This window comes from Neisseria lactamica (assembly GCF_901482445.1).
Lineage (GTDB): Bacteria > Pseudomonadota > Gammaproteobacteria > Burkholderiales > Neisseriaceae > Neisseria > Neisseria lactamica.
In genome coordinates this window covers 1,596,911-1,615,036 of the sequence record NZ_LR590477.1, presented here as the reverse complement: position 1 = coordinate 1,615,036, position 18,126 = coordinate 1,596,911, and the positions used below count along the sequence as shown (strand labels likewise).

Annotated in this window: 16 protein-coding genes; 5 read left to right on the top strand and 11 right to left on the bottom strand. The window is 51.4% G+C overall.

Annotated features, from left to right (window positions below):
* The first annotated feature begins 11 nt into the window (after positions 1-11).
* The 5 genes from minD (at position 12) to FGL10_RS12655 (ending at position 3,962) form a co-directional block, all read left to right on the top strand.
* Positions 12-827 carry a septum site-determining protein MinD gene (gene minD, locus FGL10_RS08685; RefSeq protein WP_003707174.1) on the top strand — a complete coding sequence of 272 codons (816 nt, stop codon included), beginning with the start codon at positions 12-14 and terminating at the stop codon, positions 825-827.
* 3 nt (positions 828-830) lie between these two features.
* On the top strand, positions 831-1,094 hold the full coding sequence (gene minE / locus FGL10_RS08680; RefSeq protein ID WP_003707176.1) for a cell division topological specificity factor MinE: 264 nt from the start codon (positions 831-833) through the stop codon (positions 1,092-1,094).
* A 3-nt stretch (positions 1,095-1,097) separates the two neighbouring features.
* The gene (gene oxyR / locus FGL10_RS08675) at positions 1,098-2,018 is read left to right on the top strand and encodes a LysR family transcriptional regulator OxyR (RefSeq protein WP_003707178.1); all 921 of its coding nucleotides are present in this window, start codon (positions 1,098-1,100) and stop codon (positions 2,016-2,018) included.
* Between the two features lie 543 nt (positions 2,019-2,561).
* Entirely contained in the window at positions 2,562-3,038 is a 477-nt protein-coding gene (locus tag FGL10_RS12660; protein ID WP_003707184.1) for a hypothetical protein, read from the top strand.
* Between the two features lie 645 nt (positions 3,039-3,683).
* The gene (locus tag FGL10_RS12655) at positions 3,684-3,962 is read left to right on the top strand and encodes a pertactin-like passenger domain-containing protein (RefSeq protein ID WP_003707188.1); all 279 of its coding nucleotides are present in this window, start codon (positions 3,684-3,686) and stop codon (positions 3,960-3,962) included.
* A gap of 406 nt (positions 3,963-4,368) precedes the next feature.
* Here FGL10_RS12655 and FGL10_RS08660 read toward each other — a convergent pair whose 3' ends face one another.
* From FGL10_RS08660 to rseP, 11 genes are all read right to left on the bottom strand, one after another.
* On the bottom strand, positions 4,369-4,833 hold the full coding sequence (locus tag FGL10_RS08660; RefSeq protein WP_003707191.1) for a hypothetical protein: 465 nt from the start codon (positions 4,831-4,833) through the stop codon (positions 4,369-4,371).
* Positions 4,834-4,898: 65 nt separating this feature from the next.
* On the bottom strand, positions 4,899-7,736 hold the full coding sequence (locus tag FGL10_RS08655; RefSeq protein WP_003707193.1) for a valine--tRNA ligase: 2,838 nt from the start codon (positions 7,734-7,736) through the stop codon (positions 4,899-4,901).
* 118 nt (positions 7,737-7,854) lie between these two features.
* On the bottom strand, positions 7,855-9,426 hold the full coding sequence (locus tag FGL10_RS12130; protein ID WP_003707195.1) for a protein phosphatase 2C domain-containing protein: 1,572 nt from the start codon (positions 9,424-9,426) through the stop codon (positions 7,855-7,857).
* Positions 9,427-9,524: 98 nt separating this feature from the next.
* A complete protein-coding gene (locus FGL10_RS08645) occupies positions 9,525-10,184 on the bottom strand; it encodes a vWA domain-containing protein (RefSeq protein WP_036469119.1) in 660 nt (219 codons plus the stop codon).
* Positions 10,185-10,368: 184 nt separating this feature from the next.
* On the bottom strand, positions 10,369-11,145 hold the full coding sequence (gene lpxA, locus FGL10_RS08640) for an acyl-ACP--UDP-N-acetylglucosamine O-acyltransferase (RefSeq protein ID WP_003707199.1): 777 nt from the start codon (positions 11,143-11,145) through the stop codon (positions 10,369-10,371).
* A 42-nt stretch (positions 11,146-11,187) separates the two neighbouring features.
* Positions 11,188-11,868, bottom strand: a complete 681-nt coding sequence (locus FGL10_RS08635; RefSeq protein WP_003707201.1) for an Abi family protein — start codon at positions 11,866-11,868, stop codon at positions 11,188-11,190.
* Positions 11,869-12,178: 310 nt separating this feature from the next.
* Positions 12,179-12,628, bottom strand: coding sequence for a 3-hydroxyacyl-ACP dehydratase FabZ (gene fabZ, locus FGL10_RS08625; protein ID WP_003707203.1), 450 nt, complete (start codon positions 12,626-12,628; stop codon positions 12,179-12,181).
* Between the two features lie 33 nt (positions 12,629-12,661).
* Positions 12,662-13,705: a UDP-3-O-(3-hydroxymyristoyl)glucosamine N-acyltransferase gene (gene lpxD, locus FGL10_RS08620; RefSeq protein ID WP_003707205.1), complete on the bottom strand. Its 1,044-nt coding sequence runs from the start codon at positions 13,703-13,705 to the stop codon at positions 12,662-12,664.
* A 32-nt stretch (positions 13,706-13,737) separates the two neighbouring features.
* On the bottom strand, positions 13,738-14,238 hold the full coding sequence (locus tag FGL10_RS08615) for an OmpH/Skp family outer membrane protein (RefSeq protein ID WP_003707207.1): 501 nt from the start codon (positions 14,236-14,238) through the stop codon (positions 13,738-13,740).
* 63 nt (positions 14,239-14,301) lie between these two features.
* Positions 14,302-16,722: an outer membrane protein assembly factor BamA gene (gene bamA / locus FGL10_RS08610; RefSeq protein ID WP_003707209.1), complete on the bottom strand. Its 2,421-nt coding sequence runs from the start codon at positions 16,720-16,722 to the stop codon at positions 14,302-14,304.
* 56 nt (positions 16,723-16,778) lie between these two features.
* Positions 16,779-18,119, bottom strand: a complete 1,341-nt coding sequence (rseP, locus tag FGL10_RS08605) for an RIP metalloprotease RseP (protein WP_003707211.1) — start codon at positions 18,117-18,119, stop codon at positions 16,779-16,781.
* Positions 18,120-18,126 lie beyond the last annotated feature (7 nt).

Here is an 18,126-nt window from a genome sequence, read left to right as displayed (position 1 = left end):
AAGGAAATATTGTGGCAAAAATTATTGTAGTAACTTCAGGTAAGGGCGGTGTAGGTAAAACGACTACCAGCGCCAGTATTGCGACAGGTTTGGCATTACGCGGATATAAAACTGCGGTAATTGACTTTGATGTGGGCTTGCGTAACCTCGATCTCATTATGGGTTGCGAGCGGCGTGTCGTTTATGATCTCATCAATGTCATTCAGGGTGAGGCGACACTTAATCAGGCTTTGATTAAAGATAAGAATTGCGAGAATCTGTTTATCTTGCCTGCCTCCCAAACTCGGGACAAAGATGCTTTGACGCGCGATGGCGTGGAAAAAGTGATGAAGGAATTGTCCGGCAAAAAAATGGGCTTTGAGTATATTATTTGCGACTCTCCCGCCGGTATCGAGCAAGGTGCGCTGATGGCGTTGTATTTTGCCGATGAAGCCATTGTAACGACCAATCCGGAGGTTTCCAGTGTTCGAGACTCCGACAGGATTTTGGGAATTTTGCAAAGCAAATCCCGTAAGGCGGAGCAAGGCGGTTCGGTTAAGGAGCATCTGTTGATTACCCGTTACTCTCCCGAACGTGTGGCTAAAGGCGAAATGCTTTCAGTACAGGACATTTGCGACATTCTGCGTATTCCCTTGCTGGGTGTGATTCCCGAATCTCAAAACGTTTTGCAGGCATCCAACTCCGGCGAACCGGTCATCCATCAGGACAGCGTGGCGGCCTCTGAGGCATATAAGGATGTTATTGCCCGTCTTTTGGGCGAGAACCGTGAAATGCGTTTCTTGGAAGCTGAGAAAAAAGGCTTCTTCAAACGTCTGTTCGGAGGTTAACGTATGTCATTGATTGATCTTTTATTCGGCAGAAAGCAGAAAACGGCAGCCGTTGCCCGCGACCGCCTTCAAATCATTATTGCACAAGAGCGCGCCCAAGAAGGTCAGGCGCCGGATTACCTGCCGACTTTGCGTAAGGAGCTGCTGGAAGTCTTGTCCAAATATGTGAATGTTTCATTGGAAAATATCCGTATTTCCCAAGAGAAGCAGGATGGTATGGATGTTCTCGAGTTGAACATTACTTTGCCGGAACAGAAAAAGGTATAGGACATGACCTTAACCGAATTGCGGTACATCGTCGCAGTCGCCCAAGAACGCCATTTCGGTCGGGCGGCGCGGCGTTGTTTTGTCAGCCAGCCCACTTTGTCTATCGCCATTAAGAAACTGGAAGAAGAGCTCGCCGTCTCTTTGTTTGACCGGAGCAGCAACGATATTATTACGACCGAGGCGGGGGAACGCATCGTTGCACAGGCGCGTAAGGTATTGGAAGAGGCGGAGCTTATCAGGCATTTGGCAAATGAAGAACAAAACGAGCTGGAGGGTGCGTTCAAACTCGGGCTGATTTTTACGGTTGCGCCGTACCTGCTGCCGAAACTGATTGTCTCGTTGCGCCGTACCGCACCGAAAATGCCTTTGATGTTGGAAGAGAACTACACGCAGACTTTGACCGAGTCGCTCAAACGCGGGGACGTTGACGCGATTATCGTTGCCGAACCGTTCCAAGAGCCGGGCATCGTTACCGAACCCTTGTATGACGAACCGTTTTTCGTGATTGTCCCGAAAGGGCATTCATTTGAGGAACTGGATGCCGTTTCGCCCCGGATGCTGGGTGAGGAGCAGGTTTTGCTGCTGACGGAAGGCAACTGTATGCGGGATCAGGTACTTTCAAGCTGTTCCGAATTGGCGGCGAAACAACGCATACAGGGGTTGACCAATACATTGCAGGGCAGCTCGATCAATACAATCCGCCATATGGTCGCCAGCGGTTTGGCAATCAGCGTGTTGCCGGCAACCGCGCTGACCGAAAACGACCATATGCTGTTCAGCATTATTCCGTTTGAGGGTACGCCGCCAAGCCGGCGGGTCGTATTGGCGTACCGGCGCAATTTTGTCCGTCCGAAGGCGTTGTCGGCGATGAAGGCGGCGATTATGCAGTCGCAGCTTCACGGAGTCAGCTTTATCCACGGCTAGGCGCAGGCAATGCCGTCTGAACGGGCTTCAGACGGCATTGTGCCGTTTGGGGGCATCCGGGCCGCCGGGATAAATCCTGCAAGGTCGTATCAACGGCAAAACAGAGGCTTGGGGCTTGATTTCACTGTTGTTAAAACGTCATCCGCACATTTCTGAACATAAATCAAAATATCCTTTGGGAATATCATTAAACTGATATAAATCCGAATACATCGGCTTTATCCGCAGCATTGGGCCGCGCACATCTTTATGCCGATGTTGTATATCAAAATAATTCGGCGATATAATATACACTTGAAATAATACATTTGGTACGGTATGCCGATAGTTACGGGATAGATTATGAAAAATGAAAAACTACTTTTTCCTCTCTTTGTGCCATTTTTGGCTTAAGCCGCCGGCAATACGGGGACTATTGTTACCGAAAACAACAAAAAGAACGACAAAATAAACCTGTATGTTGCCGCTATTGCAACGGCCGGTCAGGAAAATCACCATACCTTTGATTATTCTACGTCCACAACACCCATCAATGTCTTTATCGTGGCAGCCAATGGCGGTAAGAGCGACGTTACGATAAAGGGCGATGCTACTGTGGGTGACAAAGTTGTGCCTAATATGAAAAATTTTGACGGCACAGATGTACTGGAACCAAAAAATTGGATCATTGTAAAAGAAAGGGGAACAGGATCTGTAACGAATAATGGTAAGGGAAAAGCAAAATATAGTCTTGGTTCTAATAAAACCGACACGGGCACTGTGACATTGGCAGATAAAAGCTGGACCGGGGAGAATAAGATTACCTTTGAAAATACATCTATCAAGGGCGTTGGGAGCAATACAGTCATGTTTGCGAATCAAACATTAGATACGCCTAACGGTATGTCAGATACGACGATTACATTCAAAGGAAATAACTTCCTCTATGAAGATGGGGCAAATCACGCAGTGATGACAAGAATGGTATCCAATTTCTTAAAAATATGGATCTTATACCGGGTAAACCAACGGCAAATATAAACAGCCATACAAAAATCGTCTCTGAAGCAGGGTCTGCTCTAAATATGTATGTCAAATCAGGGTCCGGAAAGTCACGCGGTATCGGCGTTACTCAGTATAAAGAGTCTGTGTTTTATGCAGGTAAAAAGTATTACATCAATCAAACAGAAATGGAATTTCGCGGGGCTGTTAATATTAAGATAGAACGGGAAATCAAAATAGGTCTGAAAATTATGGTGTATTTGGGTCTAATACGACGAAAAAAAGAATGGAATCGGCGAACCGGAAGGTTCTTATAACAAAATCAATTTTTATAGTGATGTAAAGATTGATGTAAAGCCCGTCCTTGATGAAAACGGGAAACAAAAATCCATTGGGGATGCCATCAATGTAGATGGTAAATACTCTCATATCGGTATCTCCGGGGACGGTAAGGTTCAAATTGACGGAGATATTCACGTTATTAACGGGGGAACGGTTGACCTGAATTTGAAAAATAAAGATTCCTATATCAACGGTGAAATCCATATTGGGAAACAAAAATATGGGGGAGATCCGGATGGAGATTAGTCAAATCCCGACAATCAACCAAGCGGGCAAAACCTGTTTGAAGAGAATCGAGATGATCCGGATCCGGAGAAGAATACAACGAAGTTGACCTTGAATATGAGCAACGGCGCCCGTTGGAACGCTACGAATACATCAAAAATCAATGATTTGGCCATCGACAATGAGGCGGAAATTACCTTTGGATCGGATAAGCGATTTATCAATATTTCCACGGGAACACTAAAAGGGAATGGTATTTTCCATATGTCCGGCGATATTGCCGGGAATAAGTCGGATAGGCTGATTATTCGCAAATCCAGCGAAGGACATCATCAAATTACCTATAAAGATAACGGTGCTGCCAAAACCACAGGGAATGAAAGCCTGTTATTGTGAGCGGGAATTTTTAGGCGGAATGCAGCACTCGTTTAATGAAGCCGCAGTTGAAAAATTCGGCAATAAAGGACATTGGTGGGTTTACGGCCTGGGACTTTCCTATATGGACAAAGCTAAAAATACGCAACTCTATTTTGAGACGCAGCGGTCTACAAGGCATTATTTCAGACAAAATTGGCAGGCCCATCTCGGCGTAAGGCACTTGTTCTAGCCGATTCCCCGCAACGGCGCACGTTTAATGTGTGCCGTTTTTCTATCAAACCGCAACGGTATTCCGCCCCGGGGCAGATGAAGCCGCCCGGATTTTTGAGAAACAAAATGCCGTCTGAAGCGATATTCGGCTTTCAGACGGCATTTGTTATCTCAACCGGCAATCAGGCAAACTTGTCCGATCTGTGGTTACTTTTTACTTCACTTTCGTACATACCTCACGGGCAGTTTCGTCTTCGGACACCAATTTGCCTGTTTTATCCGCTTGATACACTTCATCTTTGACGGGTTTGCCCATCTGCGCGGCCAATCCGGCGTACATCATATTTTCCAAGAGCCGGCCATCCTCCGACTTTTCCAACCACGCCAATGTTTCGGGGCTGTGCTGTCGTGAAACTTCGCTATATTTGATTTGGCTTTGCGTTAAGGTATTGTTTTCAAAACGCCATTTCCCTGAGCCGACAATACGGTATGCCAAGATATTGCCGCCATCGTCCACTTTGAGCTTAGCGTCGCCACGGAAACTGCCGTCCTGAAGATATTTGACTTTTGCATCACTGCGGATGTTTTCATCCGTGCCGATGCAATGCCATGTACCGGCAATCGGAGAGGCCAGGGCGGTTGTTGCGGATAAAAGCATCGGCAGAATAAAGCGTTTCATCTGTTTCCTTTCTTAAAAGAGGCCGTCTGAAAATGGTTTCAGACGGCCTTGTTTATTCAATCAAATCAGTCTTTCAACTTCGCCAACTGATTTTGAACTTTCGACATTTTGTCTTCCAATTCCGCCAAATCGGCTTTGTCTTTTTCCACCAGATGCGCGGGGGCTTTTTCGGTGTAGCCGGGTTTGGAGAGTTTGGCGTTGAGTTTGTCCCAGGCTTTTTGCAGCTTCTCGGCTTCTTTGCCCAAACGGGCGGTTTCGGCGGCTTTGTCGATTTCGACTTTCAGCATCAGGCGCGCGCCGTTGCAGACGGCGACGGGCGCGTCTTCGCTTTCGGGCAGGGCGGCGACTTGCCGTGCTTCGGTCAGGCGGGTCATCATCGGCAGGTATTTGAGGTAGTCCGCCAAGTCGTCCGCGCTTTCGACAAACAGCGGGGCTTTGACGTTGGGCTGGATGCCCATTTCGCCGCGCAGGTTGCGGACTGTGCCAATCAAATCCTGCAACACGGTCATTTGCTCAAATGCCGTCTGAACAATCTCGCCGCCGTCGGCTTCGGGGAAGCGGGCGAGCATGATGCTGTCGGCGGTTTTCGCGTCGCACATAGGGGCGACGGTTTGCCACAGTTCTTCGGTGATGAACGGGATAATCGGGTGCAGCAGGCGCAGGGCGGCTTCGAGTACGCGCAATAAGGTATGGCGTGTGGCGCGTTGGCGGCTGGCGCAGCCGGTTTGGAGCTGCACTTTGGCGAGTTCCAAATACCAGTCGCAATAGTCGTTCCATACAAAGCTGTACAGGGTTTCCGCTGCCAAATCAAAGCGGTAGGTTTCGTAGGCTTGCGTAACCTGTTCGATGGTCTGATTCAGACGGCCTACAATCCACATATCGGGGAAGGAATAGCCGCGCGGTTCGGCGGCGGTTGCGCCGTAGCCGCAGTCTTGGTTTTCGGTGTTCATCAAGACGAAGTTGGTGGCGTTCCAGATTTTGTTGCAGAAGTTGCGGTAGCCTTCGGCGCGTTTGAAGTCGAAGTTGACGCTGCGGCCGAGGCTGGCGTAGCTCGCCATAGTGAAGCGCAATGCGTCCGCGCCCATACCGGGGATGCCTTCGGGAAAGAGTTTTTTGGTGGCTTCTTCCACTTTCGGCGCGGTTTCGGGTTTGCGCAGGCCGGTGGTACGTTTTACCAGCAGCTTGTCCAAGCCGATGCCGTCGATCAAATCCACAGGGTCGATGACGTTGCCTTCGGATTTGGACATTTTTTTGCCTTCGTGGTCACGCACGATGCCGTGGATGTACACGTCTTTAAACGGTACTTTGCCGGTAAAGTGGATGGTCATCATAATCATGCGCGCCACCCAGAAGAAGATGATTTCGTAGCCGGTTACCAAGACGTTGGACGGCAGGAAGGCTTTGAGTTCGTCGGTTTCAGACGGCCAGCCGAGCGTGGAGAACGGCACGAGCGCGGAGGAGAACCAAGTGTCCAATACGTCTTCTTCGCGGGTCAAACCGGTTTTGCCGGCTTGTTTTTCGGCTTCCGCCTGATTGCGGGCGACGTAAACATTGCCTGCTTCGTCGTACCACGCGGGGATTTGATGCCCCCACCACAGTTGGCGCGAGATACACCAGTCTTGGATGTTGTTCATCCATTGGTTGTAGGTGTTGACCCAGTTTTCAGGGATAAAGCGTACCGCGCCGCTGTCGACGGCTTTTTTGGCTTTGTCGGCAAGGCTCAAGCCTTTGAATTCGCTGTCAGGCTCGCCGCCGTTCGGTGTGGCGGACATGGCGACAAACCATTGGCTGGTCAGCATCGGCTCAATCACTGAGCCTGTACGGTCGCCTTTCGGCGTCATCAGCGTGTGCGGTTTGATTTCAACCAAGAAGCCTTGTTCCTGCAAATCGGCAACCATTTGTTTGCGCGCGGCAAAGCGGTCTAAACCTGCGTATTTTTCAGGCAGGGCAAAGCCTGGTTGCGCTTCGCCTTTGAAGTTGAACACTTCGGCGTTTGCCAGCACTTTGGCTTCCAAATCGAACACATTAATCAGGCGCGTGTCGTGGCGTTTGCCGACTTCGTAGTCGTTGAAGTCGTGTGCAGGCGTGATTTTCACGCAGCCTGTGCCGAAATCTTTTTCAACGTATTCGTCGGCAATCACGGGGATGGTGCGCCCAGTCAGCGGCAGGATTAATTCTTTACCAATCAAATGGGTGTAACGTTCGTCTTCAGGGTTGACGGCAACGGCAACGTCGCCCAGCAGTGTTTCGGGACGGGTGGTCGCGACGATAACGGCTTCGGCGGGATTATCGGCCAGCGGATAGCGGATGTGCCACATAGAGCCTTGTTCTTCCACGCTTTCCACTTCCAAATCCGATACCGCCGTGCCAAGCACGGGATCCCAGTTCACCAAGCGTTTGCCGCGGTAAATCAAGCCTTGCTCATACAGGCGCACGAACACTTCGGTTACGGTTTCGGCGCGCACGTCGTCCATCGTGAAATACTCACGCGTCCAGTCGGCAGAGCAGCCCACGCGGCGCATTTGTTGGGTAATCGTACCGCCGGAAACTTCTTTCCACTCCCACACTTTCTCCAAAAATTTTTCGCGCCCCAAGTCATGACGGGACACGTTTTGCGCGGCAAGCTGACGCTCGACCACGATTTGCGTGGCGATACCCGCGTGGTCGGTGCCGGGAATCCAAGCGGTGTTGCAGCCTTTCATGCGGTAGTAGCGGGTCAGACCGTCCATAATGGTTTGGTTGAAGGCGTGTCCCATATGCAGCGTGCCGGTTACGTTGGGCGGCGGCAGTTGGATGGAGAAAGACGGTTTGGTCAAATCCATATCGGGCCGGAAATAGCCTTGGGTTTCCCAGTTTTGATAGTGTTTGGATTCGATTTCGGCGGGGGAGTATTTGTCTAACATGGTGTAAGTGCCATTGGCGGCTTTAGTGAATCAATAAAGGGGCATTATAGCGAAAACGCAAATTATAGGCATAAAAAAGCAGCCGCATAGAATTTTTGGGCTGCTTAATCAAAGCGGGCTAAATTTCTGCCGAAATGATGGCGATTGAACAATCATCGCCGGAGTGCCTGTTTTGAAAATCTTTATCATAAAATGCTTCAGATAATTTGGAGCGGGCAAGTTTTCTTTGGCGCAATAATTCCGCCCAGTCCGATAAACGTGTCGAAACGCGTTTCCCATCGGTAGAAACCAGTTTTTCGGCTGCACCGTCACTCATACAAAATAAGGCTGTGATGTGTTCAGACGGCATAGTCCCCATCTGTACATCATTTTGTGTCAGGTATTCGTCAATAAAAGTCGTGGTATTGGCATATTCTCCTTTTCCGACATCTCCCAATGTTTTTAATTCGCATATTCTTTGTCCGTCAATTTTCTTAATTGTTTCATATACTAAAGCACCGTCTCCTATTTTCAGCCATAAGGTATGGACTGTCCCGGCTAAGGTTATCAGCAGGGCGCAACGGAAATCTTTAATAGGGCGGCGGTGTTCGTCTGCCAAGTCTTTTAAAATGCCTTGGGCATGTTTGACAGTCAGCAGGGCAAATTTTTTACAGGCTTCATCATTGGTTTCGGGGACATCCAGTAGCGGGGCAATCATTTGTTTGCCTTCAATTGTTTTATTGCCTTTGTAATCACTGACTTTGGGCCGGTCGGGGCGGATTTCTAACGCATGCCAGCCTTTACGCATTTCCTGCAGGTAAATATTCAATTCGCGCAGCCAAGTGTCGATGTCTGTGCGTTTTTGAGGATTATTTGCACCTTCTGTAAAGGTTTGAATGAAATGGCTCTTCAATTTGTAAGGCATATGGCTCCAAATATTGAACCAGGCACCTTTGGGGATGCCGCGACCGTCTTTGCCATATGGAAATTTTCCGTTGCATAAATTTTGAACGGGATCGGTGCCGCCAACCACATCATAAGGATGTCGGCCCAGCATTAACGCTTTGAATAAAATAATGGCAATAGAGAAGTACTCGCTTTCTAAAGTTCGGACAAGGTCTTTGTATGGTGTATTTTGGTGTTCTTTGGGCGTCATGTCCGGAGTGCCGACCTCGCAGGCATAAAATTTGTCTTTATAACGAATCTGATAGCTGTCGCAATCGATTAAGGTAACCTTGTCGGAGCGAGGGTCGAGCAGGATATTTTGCAGGTTGTAATCCCCCAGCATAATGCCATGATTATGTAACTTTTTTACTTCTTTCAGCAGATTAATCAGATAGGCGACAATTTTTATCCTGTCCAAATCAGGAAAGTGTTTTTTGTATGCCATAGCGTGCGCCAAATGGAACATAGTAACGCCGTCGGCGCGATACATGGCATAACCGATCCAGTTTTTCTGATTGTCGTAAACGTGAATAAGCGGCCAGCTGAGATTTTTTGATTTGCCGAGTTCGGACTCTTGTCCCAAACGCTTCATTACATCTATTTTGTTGATTAAAATCTCTCTCCGTTTTTGCAAAACACTGTCGTGGTATTTTTTAAACAGGATATCAGGGCGGTCTTCCAATGGGTAAACTTCAGCTTCCCCACCGCGTCCTAATAATTCCCCCAGTTGTTTGGGGATTCCGGTTTCATCGTAAATTTGATTCATTTAAGCAGACCTTGGTCGATATTGCGAAAATGTTTGATATGGGAAAAGCCTGTCGGATAGTTTAAATGTGTATCGCTAACAGGCTTTGGTTATGAGGTTCAAATTGATGCCCAAGTGTCGATTGGCGGCAGGGAAACCTGTGCGGCTGTGGAATTTGACGCGGAAACCCTGCTCATACTGGCAGAGAGCCATTGGAAGAAATCGCCAAAACGCAAACCGTCCAGTTTTAATGCGGGACGGTTGCTGAATTGCCCCAGTTTATCCATATCGGCATCGTTTACGCCGACCATCAGCGAAACCAATTTCCGATTTTCTGCCAAGGTTCGGGTTTCTTGGGCCGCATTCTGCCAACTGTCGGTCGGAGAACCGTCGCTGATGACCACCAGCCAAGGTTGATAGTAGGCAACGCCGTTTTTTTGATATTCGCGCTTACGGTCTTCCAGCATTTTTAATCCCTGTTCTACCGCCGATCCTAAAGGTGTCGATCCTTGTGCGGTAAAGGTGCTGGTGTAGTCGAGCTGTTCGGCAGTGGTAAAGGGGATGATTTCTTCAACGTGCCCGCCTGCTGCCAAAATGCCGACTTCGACGGAATAGGATGCGATTTCATCCTCTTGCAGGGCTTGGATAAACTGTTGAACACCTTGGTTTAACTGTTCGATAGGTTCGCCATACATAGAACCGGATGTATCGACGACCAACAGGCAGGGACAGCGGGGTGATGGATTTTCAATCAAATCGCCATGTAAATTTTGCGCCATTTTTCATCTCCATAAAATTAAAATTTTCGCAAAAAAAAACGATTTTCAAGACATATAAATTTAAAGTAAGTAGATATTTGGCAATATATTGCTTATTTTAAAATGGGATGATTGCGATTGGAATGAAAGGAAAATGCCGTCTGAAACGCTTTTGGAGGTTTCAGACGGCATTAAAAGGATACGGTCAGCGGATGATGCCGCGCGCCGATTGTGCGAAAAAGTCCCGGAATACGGCAAGCTCGGCTTGGGTTTCGGCGCGGCGGAGGATGTCCGCCTTGGCCTCTTCAAACGGAATGCCGCGATGGTAGAGGGTTTTGTACACGTCTTTGACGGCAGAAATCTGCTCTGCGGTAAAACCGTTGCGGCGCATACCTTCGCTGTTGAGGCCGGCCGGTTCGGCGCGGTAGCCAGATGCCATAAAATAGGGCGGTACGTCTTTGTGTACGCCTGCGGCGAAGGCGGTCATGGCGTAGTCGCCGATGCGGCAGAATTGGAAAACCAGCGTGTAGCCGCCTAAAACGACGTAGTCGCCGACGGTAACGTGTCCGGCGAGACTGGCGTTGTTGGCGAAGATGGTGTGGCTGCCGATGACGCAGTCGTGGGCGAGGTGGCAGTACGCCATAATCCAGTTGTCGTCGCCGATACGGGTTTCGCCGATGCCGGTAACTGTTCCGAGGTTGAACGTTGTAAATTCGCGGATGGTGTTGCCGTTGCCGATAATCAGCCGGGTCGGCTCGTCGCGGTATTTTTTGTCCTGCGGAATTTCGCCGAGGCTGGCAAATTGGAAAATGCGGTTGTTTTCGCCGATGCTGGTGTGGCCGTTGATGACGGCGTGCGGGCCGATTTCGGTGTTCGCACCGATTCGGACGTTGGGGCCGATAACGGTGTACGCGCCGACTTTGACGCTTGAGTCGAGTTCGGCTTTGGGGTCGATGACGGCGGTCGGGTGGATGAGGGTCATGTTTTTAATACTCCGCTGCTTGTTAAGACAAATAATAGAAAATCACAGTTTGTCGATTTCATCGCAGACCGCAATCACTTGATCGCTAAAATGGCTAAATACTGAAGCAGTATCTACATCCATGTAATTAAGCAGTTCAAAAATAGATTGGTGGATATTTCTAGCGTAGCCGGTATCTTTTATTGCACCTTTAAAACAAATCGGCTCGTGATGTGCCAAACGATTACGGAAATTGTTAATATTGGAAAGTTCTCGAAAAATCCATTTTTGGTTATGTTGCACACTTGGTGTAGATTTGGGCTTTTTTGGAAAAACTTTCATCAATACTTTCCCTGTAGCATCAAATTGGGCATCTTTCCCTCCCGCAAACAGATACCGCCAAAAACCGAATCCTAGTCCTGCGACCAATTGGTTGTGGTCAAACTTTCCCCTGCTGTTATTTTGTATTTTAGATAATGCAACCTTGATTAATTCAGCAGATTCTTTCGTACCATTTCTTAAAAAGCAACCTTGATATTTCAATGCAGGATTCGTTTGTGGCTGTATGCTGTTATATAACCAGTTTCCGTCTTTAAACGCCTGCTGAAGGCAAATGTCAATTTTGTTTCTTAAAACAATCTCAAATATTGAAACAACATGAAAAAGTTCTCTTGATAAAGATAGATTCAATAAATACAATTCAGCCGCTTTGTCTTCCCCAACGGCATTTTTATACCGTTCCATTCTGAAATCAGAAAAAATACTACAGCATTCCTTATAATTCACGCTAATACCTGATTCCTTATTGTATAGTGGATTAACAAAAATCAGGACAAGGCGACGAAGCCGCAGACAGTACAAATAGTACGGCAAGGCGAGGCAACGCCGTACTGGTTTAAATTTAATCCACTATAAAATTGACGTTTCAAACTATATTTGATACAGTTAGGTGAAACTAATCCCCACCGCGTCCCTGGGTTTGAATAAACCTAAACCGGTGGGTTTTCTTTTTATTAGGTCGTCTGAAACTTTCAGACGACCTTTTTCCGAACACTCAAACCACGCGTTTGGCGCACATAATCACGGCTTCGACGGCGACTTGCCCGTCTACTTTGGCAACGGCGTTGAATTTGCCGATGCCGCGCCGGCTGGTCAGCAGCCCGACTTCAAAGACGAGTTGGTCGCCGGGGATGACTTGGCGTTTGAAGCGGGCTTCGTCTATGCCGGCGAAGAAGAAGAATTCGTTTTCTTTGCGTCCGCCTTCGCTCAAAATCGCCAACGTGCCGCACGCCTGCGCCATCGCTTCGATGATGAGTACGCCGGGCATCACGGGCAGGTCGGGAAAATGGCCTTGGAACTGCGGCTCGTTTATGCTGACGTTTTTAATCGCGGTCAGGGTTTTCATCGGCTCGAAGGCGGTGATGCGGTCGAGCTGGAGAAACGGGTAGCGGTGGGGGATGAGTTTTTGGATGTCTTTGGCTTCGATGGGGAGTTGAACGTCCATGTTTTTGTGTTCCTTGGAAAAATCGGTTTGGATTTATTGCGTGTCTTTGCCGTCTGAAAGCTGCTGTTCCAGCGTTTTGAGGCGTTTGTTCATTTCGCTTAAGCGGTGGATATGGACGGCGTTGCGCGCCCATTCTTTATGCTCAGACATCGGGAAGATGCCGGCAAGGTGTTTGCCGCTTTCGGTAATGCTGTGGGTGACGGACGTGCCGCCGCCGATGGTGGTTTTGTCGGCGATTTCGATGTGTCCGACCGTACCGACGCCGCCGCCGATGATGCAGTAGCTGCCTATGGTTACGCTGCCGGAAATGCCGGTTTTGGCGGCGATGACGGTGTGCGAACCGATTTTGCAGTTGTGTCCGATTTGGACTTGGTTGTCGATTTTGGTGCCGTTGCCGACGGTGGTGTCGCTCATCGCGCCCCGGTCGATGTTGGTGTTCGAGCCGATTTCCACGTCGTCGCCCAGCGTTACTGCGCCGGTTTGCGGGATTTTAAACCACGAATCGCCGGCGAAGGCGAGTCCGAATCCGTCCGCGCCGATGACCGCGCCGCTGTGGATTTCGACGCGTCTGCCCAGTGTGCAGCCGTAATAAACGACGGCGTTGGGGTGTAAAACAACTTCATCACCTAAACGGCAATCGTGTTGGACGACGGCGTTTGCCAAGATGCGGCAGCCTTCGCCGAGCACGGTGTTTGCGCCGATGTAGGCGTTCGCGCCGATTTCGCAGCTTGCGGGAACGGTCGCACTCTCTTCGACGACGGCGGTCGGATGGATGCCGCCGCGCGCTTTGACGACGGGTGAAAACAGGCGCGCGACTTTGGCGAAATAGAGGTAGGGGTCGTCGGCGACAATCAGGTTGCGCCCTTCAAATCCGTCTGCCGCTTTGGCGGAAACGATGACCGCGCCCGCGCTGCTGTCGTGAACTTCGGCTTTGTATTTCGGGTTGGCGAGGAAGCTGATGTGTTCCGCCTGCGCGTCTGCGAGCGGGCGCACGGCGGTGATGGAAATGTCCTCGCCGCGCCATTCGCCGCCGAGCCGCGCGGTGATTTGGGACAGGGTGTAGGTGGCCGGAATCATGGTTTTCCTGTTCGGTATGCCGTCTGAAAGGATCAGCGGGCGTTCATTTCTTTAATGACGCTGTCGGTAACGTCGTATTGGGTGTTGACGTAAATCACGTCCTGCAAAATGACATCGTAACCTTCCTGTTTGGCGATTTTGACGATGACGCGGTTGGCGTTTTGCTGGAGGGAGGCAAACTCTTCGTTGCGGCGGAGGTTGTAGTCTTCTTCAAACTGCGCCTGTTTTTTGCGGAACGCTGCGACCAGCCCGCGCCATTTTTCTTCGGCTTGCGCCTTTTTTGCGTCTTTGAGTTTGCCTTCGGCAAGCTGCCTTTCCAAATCCAGGCCTTCGCGTTGCAGTTTTTGCAATTCGTCCTGGCGGGCGGAAAATTCGCCGTCCAGCGTTTTTTGGATGTCGCGCGCCTGCTTGGATTCGAGGTAGATGCGTTCGGTGTTGATAAAGCCGATTTTTTGGAAGGTGTCGGCGTGCGCGCCTGCGGTGCAGCACAAACCGATCAGGGCGGCGGCAAGCGCGCGGGTCAGACGGGTCATGGTAAAACTCCTTCGGATGTTGCCGCAAATGCCGTCTGAAGCCTTCAGACGGCATTTGCGGGATTAGAACGTCGTGCCGAGTTGGAATTGGAAGCGTTGGATTTCGTCTTCCGTTTTTTTCTTCAGCGGGTAGGCGTAGCTGAATTTCATCGGGCCCAAAGGCGAGAGCCAGGTAACCGCGCCGCCGGCGGAATAGCGCAATTCGTTGGCGAAGGTCGATTTGTGGATATTGCCGGGGCCGTAAACGTTTTGAACCCTGCCGCCGGTCGTGCCGGCAGCGCCGGTGCCGCCGGTTGCGGAACTGCTGTTGTCGTCGTAGGTTTTGCCGTCCCACACGCTGCCTGCGTCGGCAAACAGGCTCAGGCGGACGGTGCGCGCGTCTTTCGCGCCCGGCATCGGGAAGAGCAGCTCGGCGGAGACGTTGGCTTTTTTGTTGCCGCCGTAGCTGATTTTTTCGCCGTATTCGTCATACACTTTCGGGCCGAGCGTGCCGCTTTCGTAGCCGCGCACCGAGCCCAGTCCGCCGCCGTAGAAGTTTTCAAAGAAGGGGATTTCTTTGGTTTTGCCGTAGCCGCCGGCATAGCCGATTTCGCCGCCCAGCATCAGTGTGAAGGTTTTGCTTAAGGGGAAGAACCAGGTTTGGTTGTGGGTGGCGGAGTAGTATTGCAGTTTGCTGCCGGGCAGGGCGATTTCGGCGTTCACGCCCGTCAGGTAGCCGCGCGTCGGCCATAACGCGCTGTCGGTCTTGTTGCGCCCCCAGCCGACGGTGCCTTTGTACAGCCAACCTTTGAAGCTGCCGTTTGCACCGTCGGTTTTGCCGTATTGTTTGATAAAGTCGGCATAGCGTTTGGGGGCTTTGTTATAGGTGTTGACGGCAAGGTGTTCTGCCGCCAGCCCGAAATTGACGCGGTCGTATTCGGTAACGGGGATGCCCGTCCGCACCCCGCCGCCTATGGTGGTGGTTTTATATTGTTTCACGCCGGAGGAGGATTTGCGCGGGTCGAAGGCTTTTCCGTAAACATCGTAGCCCAAGCTGACCCCGTCTGCCGTGAAGTACGGATCGGTAAACGACAGCGAGCCGTTAACCGTGGTTTTGCTCCGCGAGGCGCGCAGGGCGGCCGATTTGCCCGTGCCGAAGAGGTTGTCCTGCGATACGCCTGCGGACATCACCAAGCCGGTATCCTGTACCCAGCCCGCGCTCAAATCCAGCGAACCGGTGGAGCGTTCGGTCAGGCTCATATTCAAATCGACTTGGTCGGGCGTGCCGGCAAGCGGGACGGCGTCAAACTGCACGTTGTCGAAGTAGCCCAAAAGCTCGACGCGCTCTTTGGAACGTTGCAGTTTGTCCGTATCGTAAGGCGCGGACTCCATTTGGCGCAATTCGCGGCGCACGACTTCGTCGCGGGTTTTGTTGTTGCCCGTGATGTGGATTTCGTTGACGTAGATTTTCCGACCGGGTTCGATGTGCAGGACGAAATCGACGGTTTTGGTTTCGGCGTTCGGCAGCGGCTGTACGCTGATTTCGCTGTATGCGTAGCCTGCCGAACCCATACGGTTTTGGATGGCGCCCAAAACTTCGGTCATCTGCCGGCGTTCGTACCATTTGCCGGGCTTCATCGTCAGCAGTTTTTCCAGTTCGGCTTTGGGGACTTCTTTGGTATCGCCTTCGATGGAGACTTTGCCCCAGCGGAAGCGTTCGCCTTCGCTGACGGTGATTTTGATGGTTTGTTTGGTTTTGCCTTCGTTGGTTTGTATGTCGGTATCGAGGATGCGGAAGTCGAAATAGCCGTTGTTTTGGTAAAAGTCGGTTACTTTTTCCATATCTTGGGCGAATTTCCGGCGGTCGAACCGGTTGCTGCGGGTCAGCCACGTCCAAATGCCGCCTTCCGTCAGGGACATTTGCCGCATCAGTTTGCGGTCGGAATAGACTTGGTTGCCTTCAAATTCGATGTCGGTGATTTTGGCGGATTCGCCTTCGTCGATTGCGATGTCTATGGCGACGCGGTTGCGGGAGAGTTTGGTCACTTTGGGTGTGATCTGTATATTGAGTTTGCCGCGCCCGAGATATTCGTCTTTCAGGCCGGCGACCGCCTGGTTGAGTGTCGCCCGGTTGAAGTATTGCGACTGCGCCAGCCCGAAGGATTCGAGGTTTTTCTTGATGGCGTCGTTTTGCAGCATTTTGGCGCCGGTAATGTTGAGCGAGCCGATGGCGGGGCGTTCGATGACGGTCAGCAGGAGCTGCCCGTCCGCAGTTTCGACGCGCACGTCGTCGAAAAAGCCGGTGGCGTACAGGCTTTTGATGATTTCGCCGCCGCGCCCGTCGTTGTAGTTGTCGCCGATTTTGACGGGCAGGTAGCTGAAGACGGTGCTCGGTTCGGTATGCTGCAGGCCTTCGATGCGGATGTCGCGGACGGTGAAGTCGGCAAATGCCAGCGGCGGTATGCCGAAAAGCATCAGGGCGGAGGCAATCTGTTTCAGTTTCATCGTAAGTTCCTTGTGGTGCGGAATGCGGTTTCAGACGGCATTCCGAAACGTAAAATCTAACCGAGCAGCCGGGTAACGTCGTTGAAGAAGGCGACCGTCATCATCAGCATCATCAGGGCGAGCCCGAGGCGCAAACCGATGTTTTGGACGCGTTCGCCCAAAGGTTTGCCGCGTATCCATTCGGCAGTATAAAACACGAGGTGGCCGCCGTCCAAAACGGGGACGGGCAGCAGGTTCAGCACGCCGAGGCTGATGCTGACCAGCGCCAGAAATTCCAAATAACTCTGCAAGCCGAGTTCGGCGGACTGCCCGGCAATATCGGCAATGGTCAGCGGCCCGGAAATATGGCTGACAGAGGCGTTGCCGCTAATCAGTTTGCCGAAAAATTTGACGGTTGTCCACGAGTGGGAAACGGTTTTTTCCCAGCCCATACCGAATGCTTGTGCAACTGTCGGGCGGTAGCTGCGGCGGATTTGCGCGTCCCACGCCCTGTCGGGCCGGGGGAACAGCCCGACGCGCCCGATCAGGGTGTGGTCGGATTGTTCGACAGTATCGGGGCGGATGTCGGCGGTACGGGTTTGTCCGGCGCGTTCGTAGGTTAAGGCGATTTTCCTGCCCGGGCTTTGGCGGGTCAGGTTTGCCCATTCCTGCCACGAGGCGATGGGTTTGCCGTCGGCGGCAGTCAGCCTGTCGCCCGGTTGCAGGCCTGCTTTGTCGGCGGGGCTGCCTTTTTCCACGCCGCCGACAACGGTTGTGATTTTAAAGGGCATCAGACCGATGTAGCCTTGGTTTTTTGCGATTTTACCGGCTTCCGGCGTGCCTGCGGCATCGATGGTGCGGACGGTTTGCGCGCCCGATGCCGTCTGAACGCCGACGGCGACTTTGCCGGCTTCGAGGTTGAGGACGATTTCGGTTTGCGCGCCGCCCCAGTCTTGGACGGCAACGCCGTTGACGGATTGTATTTTGTCGCCGCTTTGGAAGCCGGCGCGGGCGGCGATGGTGTCCGGTTCGACTGTGCCGACATAGGGGCGGATTTCGGTTACGCCGAAGGAAAAACTCAAGCCGTAAAGCAAAACCGCCAGTGCGAGATTGGTCAGCGGGCCGGCGGCGACGATGGCGATGCGTTTGGCGGGGTGTTGTTTGTCAAAAGCGTAGGGTAAATCGGCTTCTGATACTTCGCCTTCGCGCGTATCGACCATTTTGACGTAGCCGCCCAACGGAATCGGGGCGAGGCACCATTCGGTGTCGCCGCGCTTTCGGGTGAAAAACGGTTTGCCGAAGCCGATGGAAAAACGCAGCACTTTTACGCCGCACAATCTGGCGACGATGTAGTGTCCGAATTCGTGCAGGCTGACCAAAATCAGGATGGCAACGATAAAGGCAAGTAGGGTGTGCAAATGGTTT

What these genes read in the sequence shown, in the direction of transcription:
- bamA (WP_003707209.1), bottom strand. Translation starts at nt 16,722, where the DNA reads ATGAAACTGAAACAGATTGCCTCCGCCCTGATGCTTTTCGGCATACCG.
- minE (WP_003707176.1), top strand. Translation starts at nt 831, where the DNA reads ATGTCATTGATTGATCTTTTATTCGGCAGAAAGCAGAAAACGGCAGCC.
- lpxA (WP_003707199.1), bottom strand. Translation starts at nt 11,145, where the DNA reads ATGACCCTCATCCACCCGACCGCCGTCATCGACCCCAAAGCCGAACTC.
- FGL10_RS08635 (WP_003707201.1), bottom strand. Translation starts at nt 11,868, where the DNA reads ATGGAACGGTATAAAAATGCCGTTGGGGAAGACAAAGCGGCTGAATTG.
- FGL10_RS08615 (WP_003707207.1), bottom strand. Translation starts at nt 14,238, where the DNA reads ATGACCCGTCTGACCCGCGCGCTTGCCGCCGCCCTGATCGGTTTGTGC.
- FGL10_RS08645 (WP_036469119.1), bottom strand. Translation starts at nt 10,184, where the DNA reads ATGGCGCAAAATTTACATGGCGATTTGATTGAAAATCCATCACCCCGC.
- oxyR (WP_003707178.1), top strand. Translation starts at nt 1,098, where the DNA reads ATGACCTTAACCGAATTGCGGTACATCGTCGCAGTCGCCCAAGAACGC.
- lpxD (WP_003707205.1), bottom strand. Translation starts at nt 13,705, where the DNA reads ATGATTCCGGCCACCTACACCCTGTCCCAAATCACCGCGCGGCTCGGC.
- fabZ (WP_003707203.1), bottom strand. Translation starts at nt 12,628, where the DNA reads ATGGACGTTCAACTCCCCATCGAAGCCAAAGACATCCAAAAACTCATC.
- FGL10_RS08660 (WP_003707191.1), bottom strand. Translation starts at nt 4,833, where the DNA reads ATGAAACGCTTTATTCTGCCGATGCTTTTATCCGCAACAACCGCCCTG.
- FGL10_RS08655 (WP_003707193.1), bottom strand. Translation starts at nt 7,736, where the DNA reads ATGTTAGACAAATACTCCCCCGCCGAAATCGAATCCAAACACTATCAA.
- FGL10_RS12655 (WP_003707188.1), top strand. Translation starts at nt 3,684, where the DNA reads ATGAGCAACGGCGCCCGTTGGAACGCTACGAATACATCAAAAATCAAT.
- FGL10_RS12130 (WP_003707195.1), bottom strand. Translation starts at nt 9,426, where the DNA reads ATGAATCAAATTTACGATGAAACCGGAATCCCCAAACAACTGGGGGAA.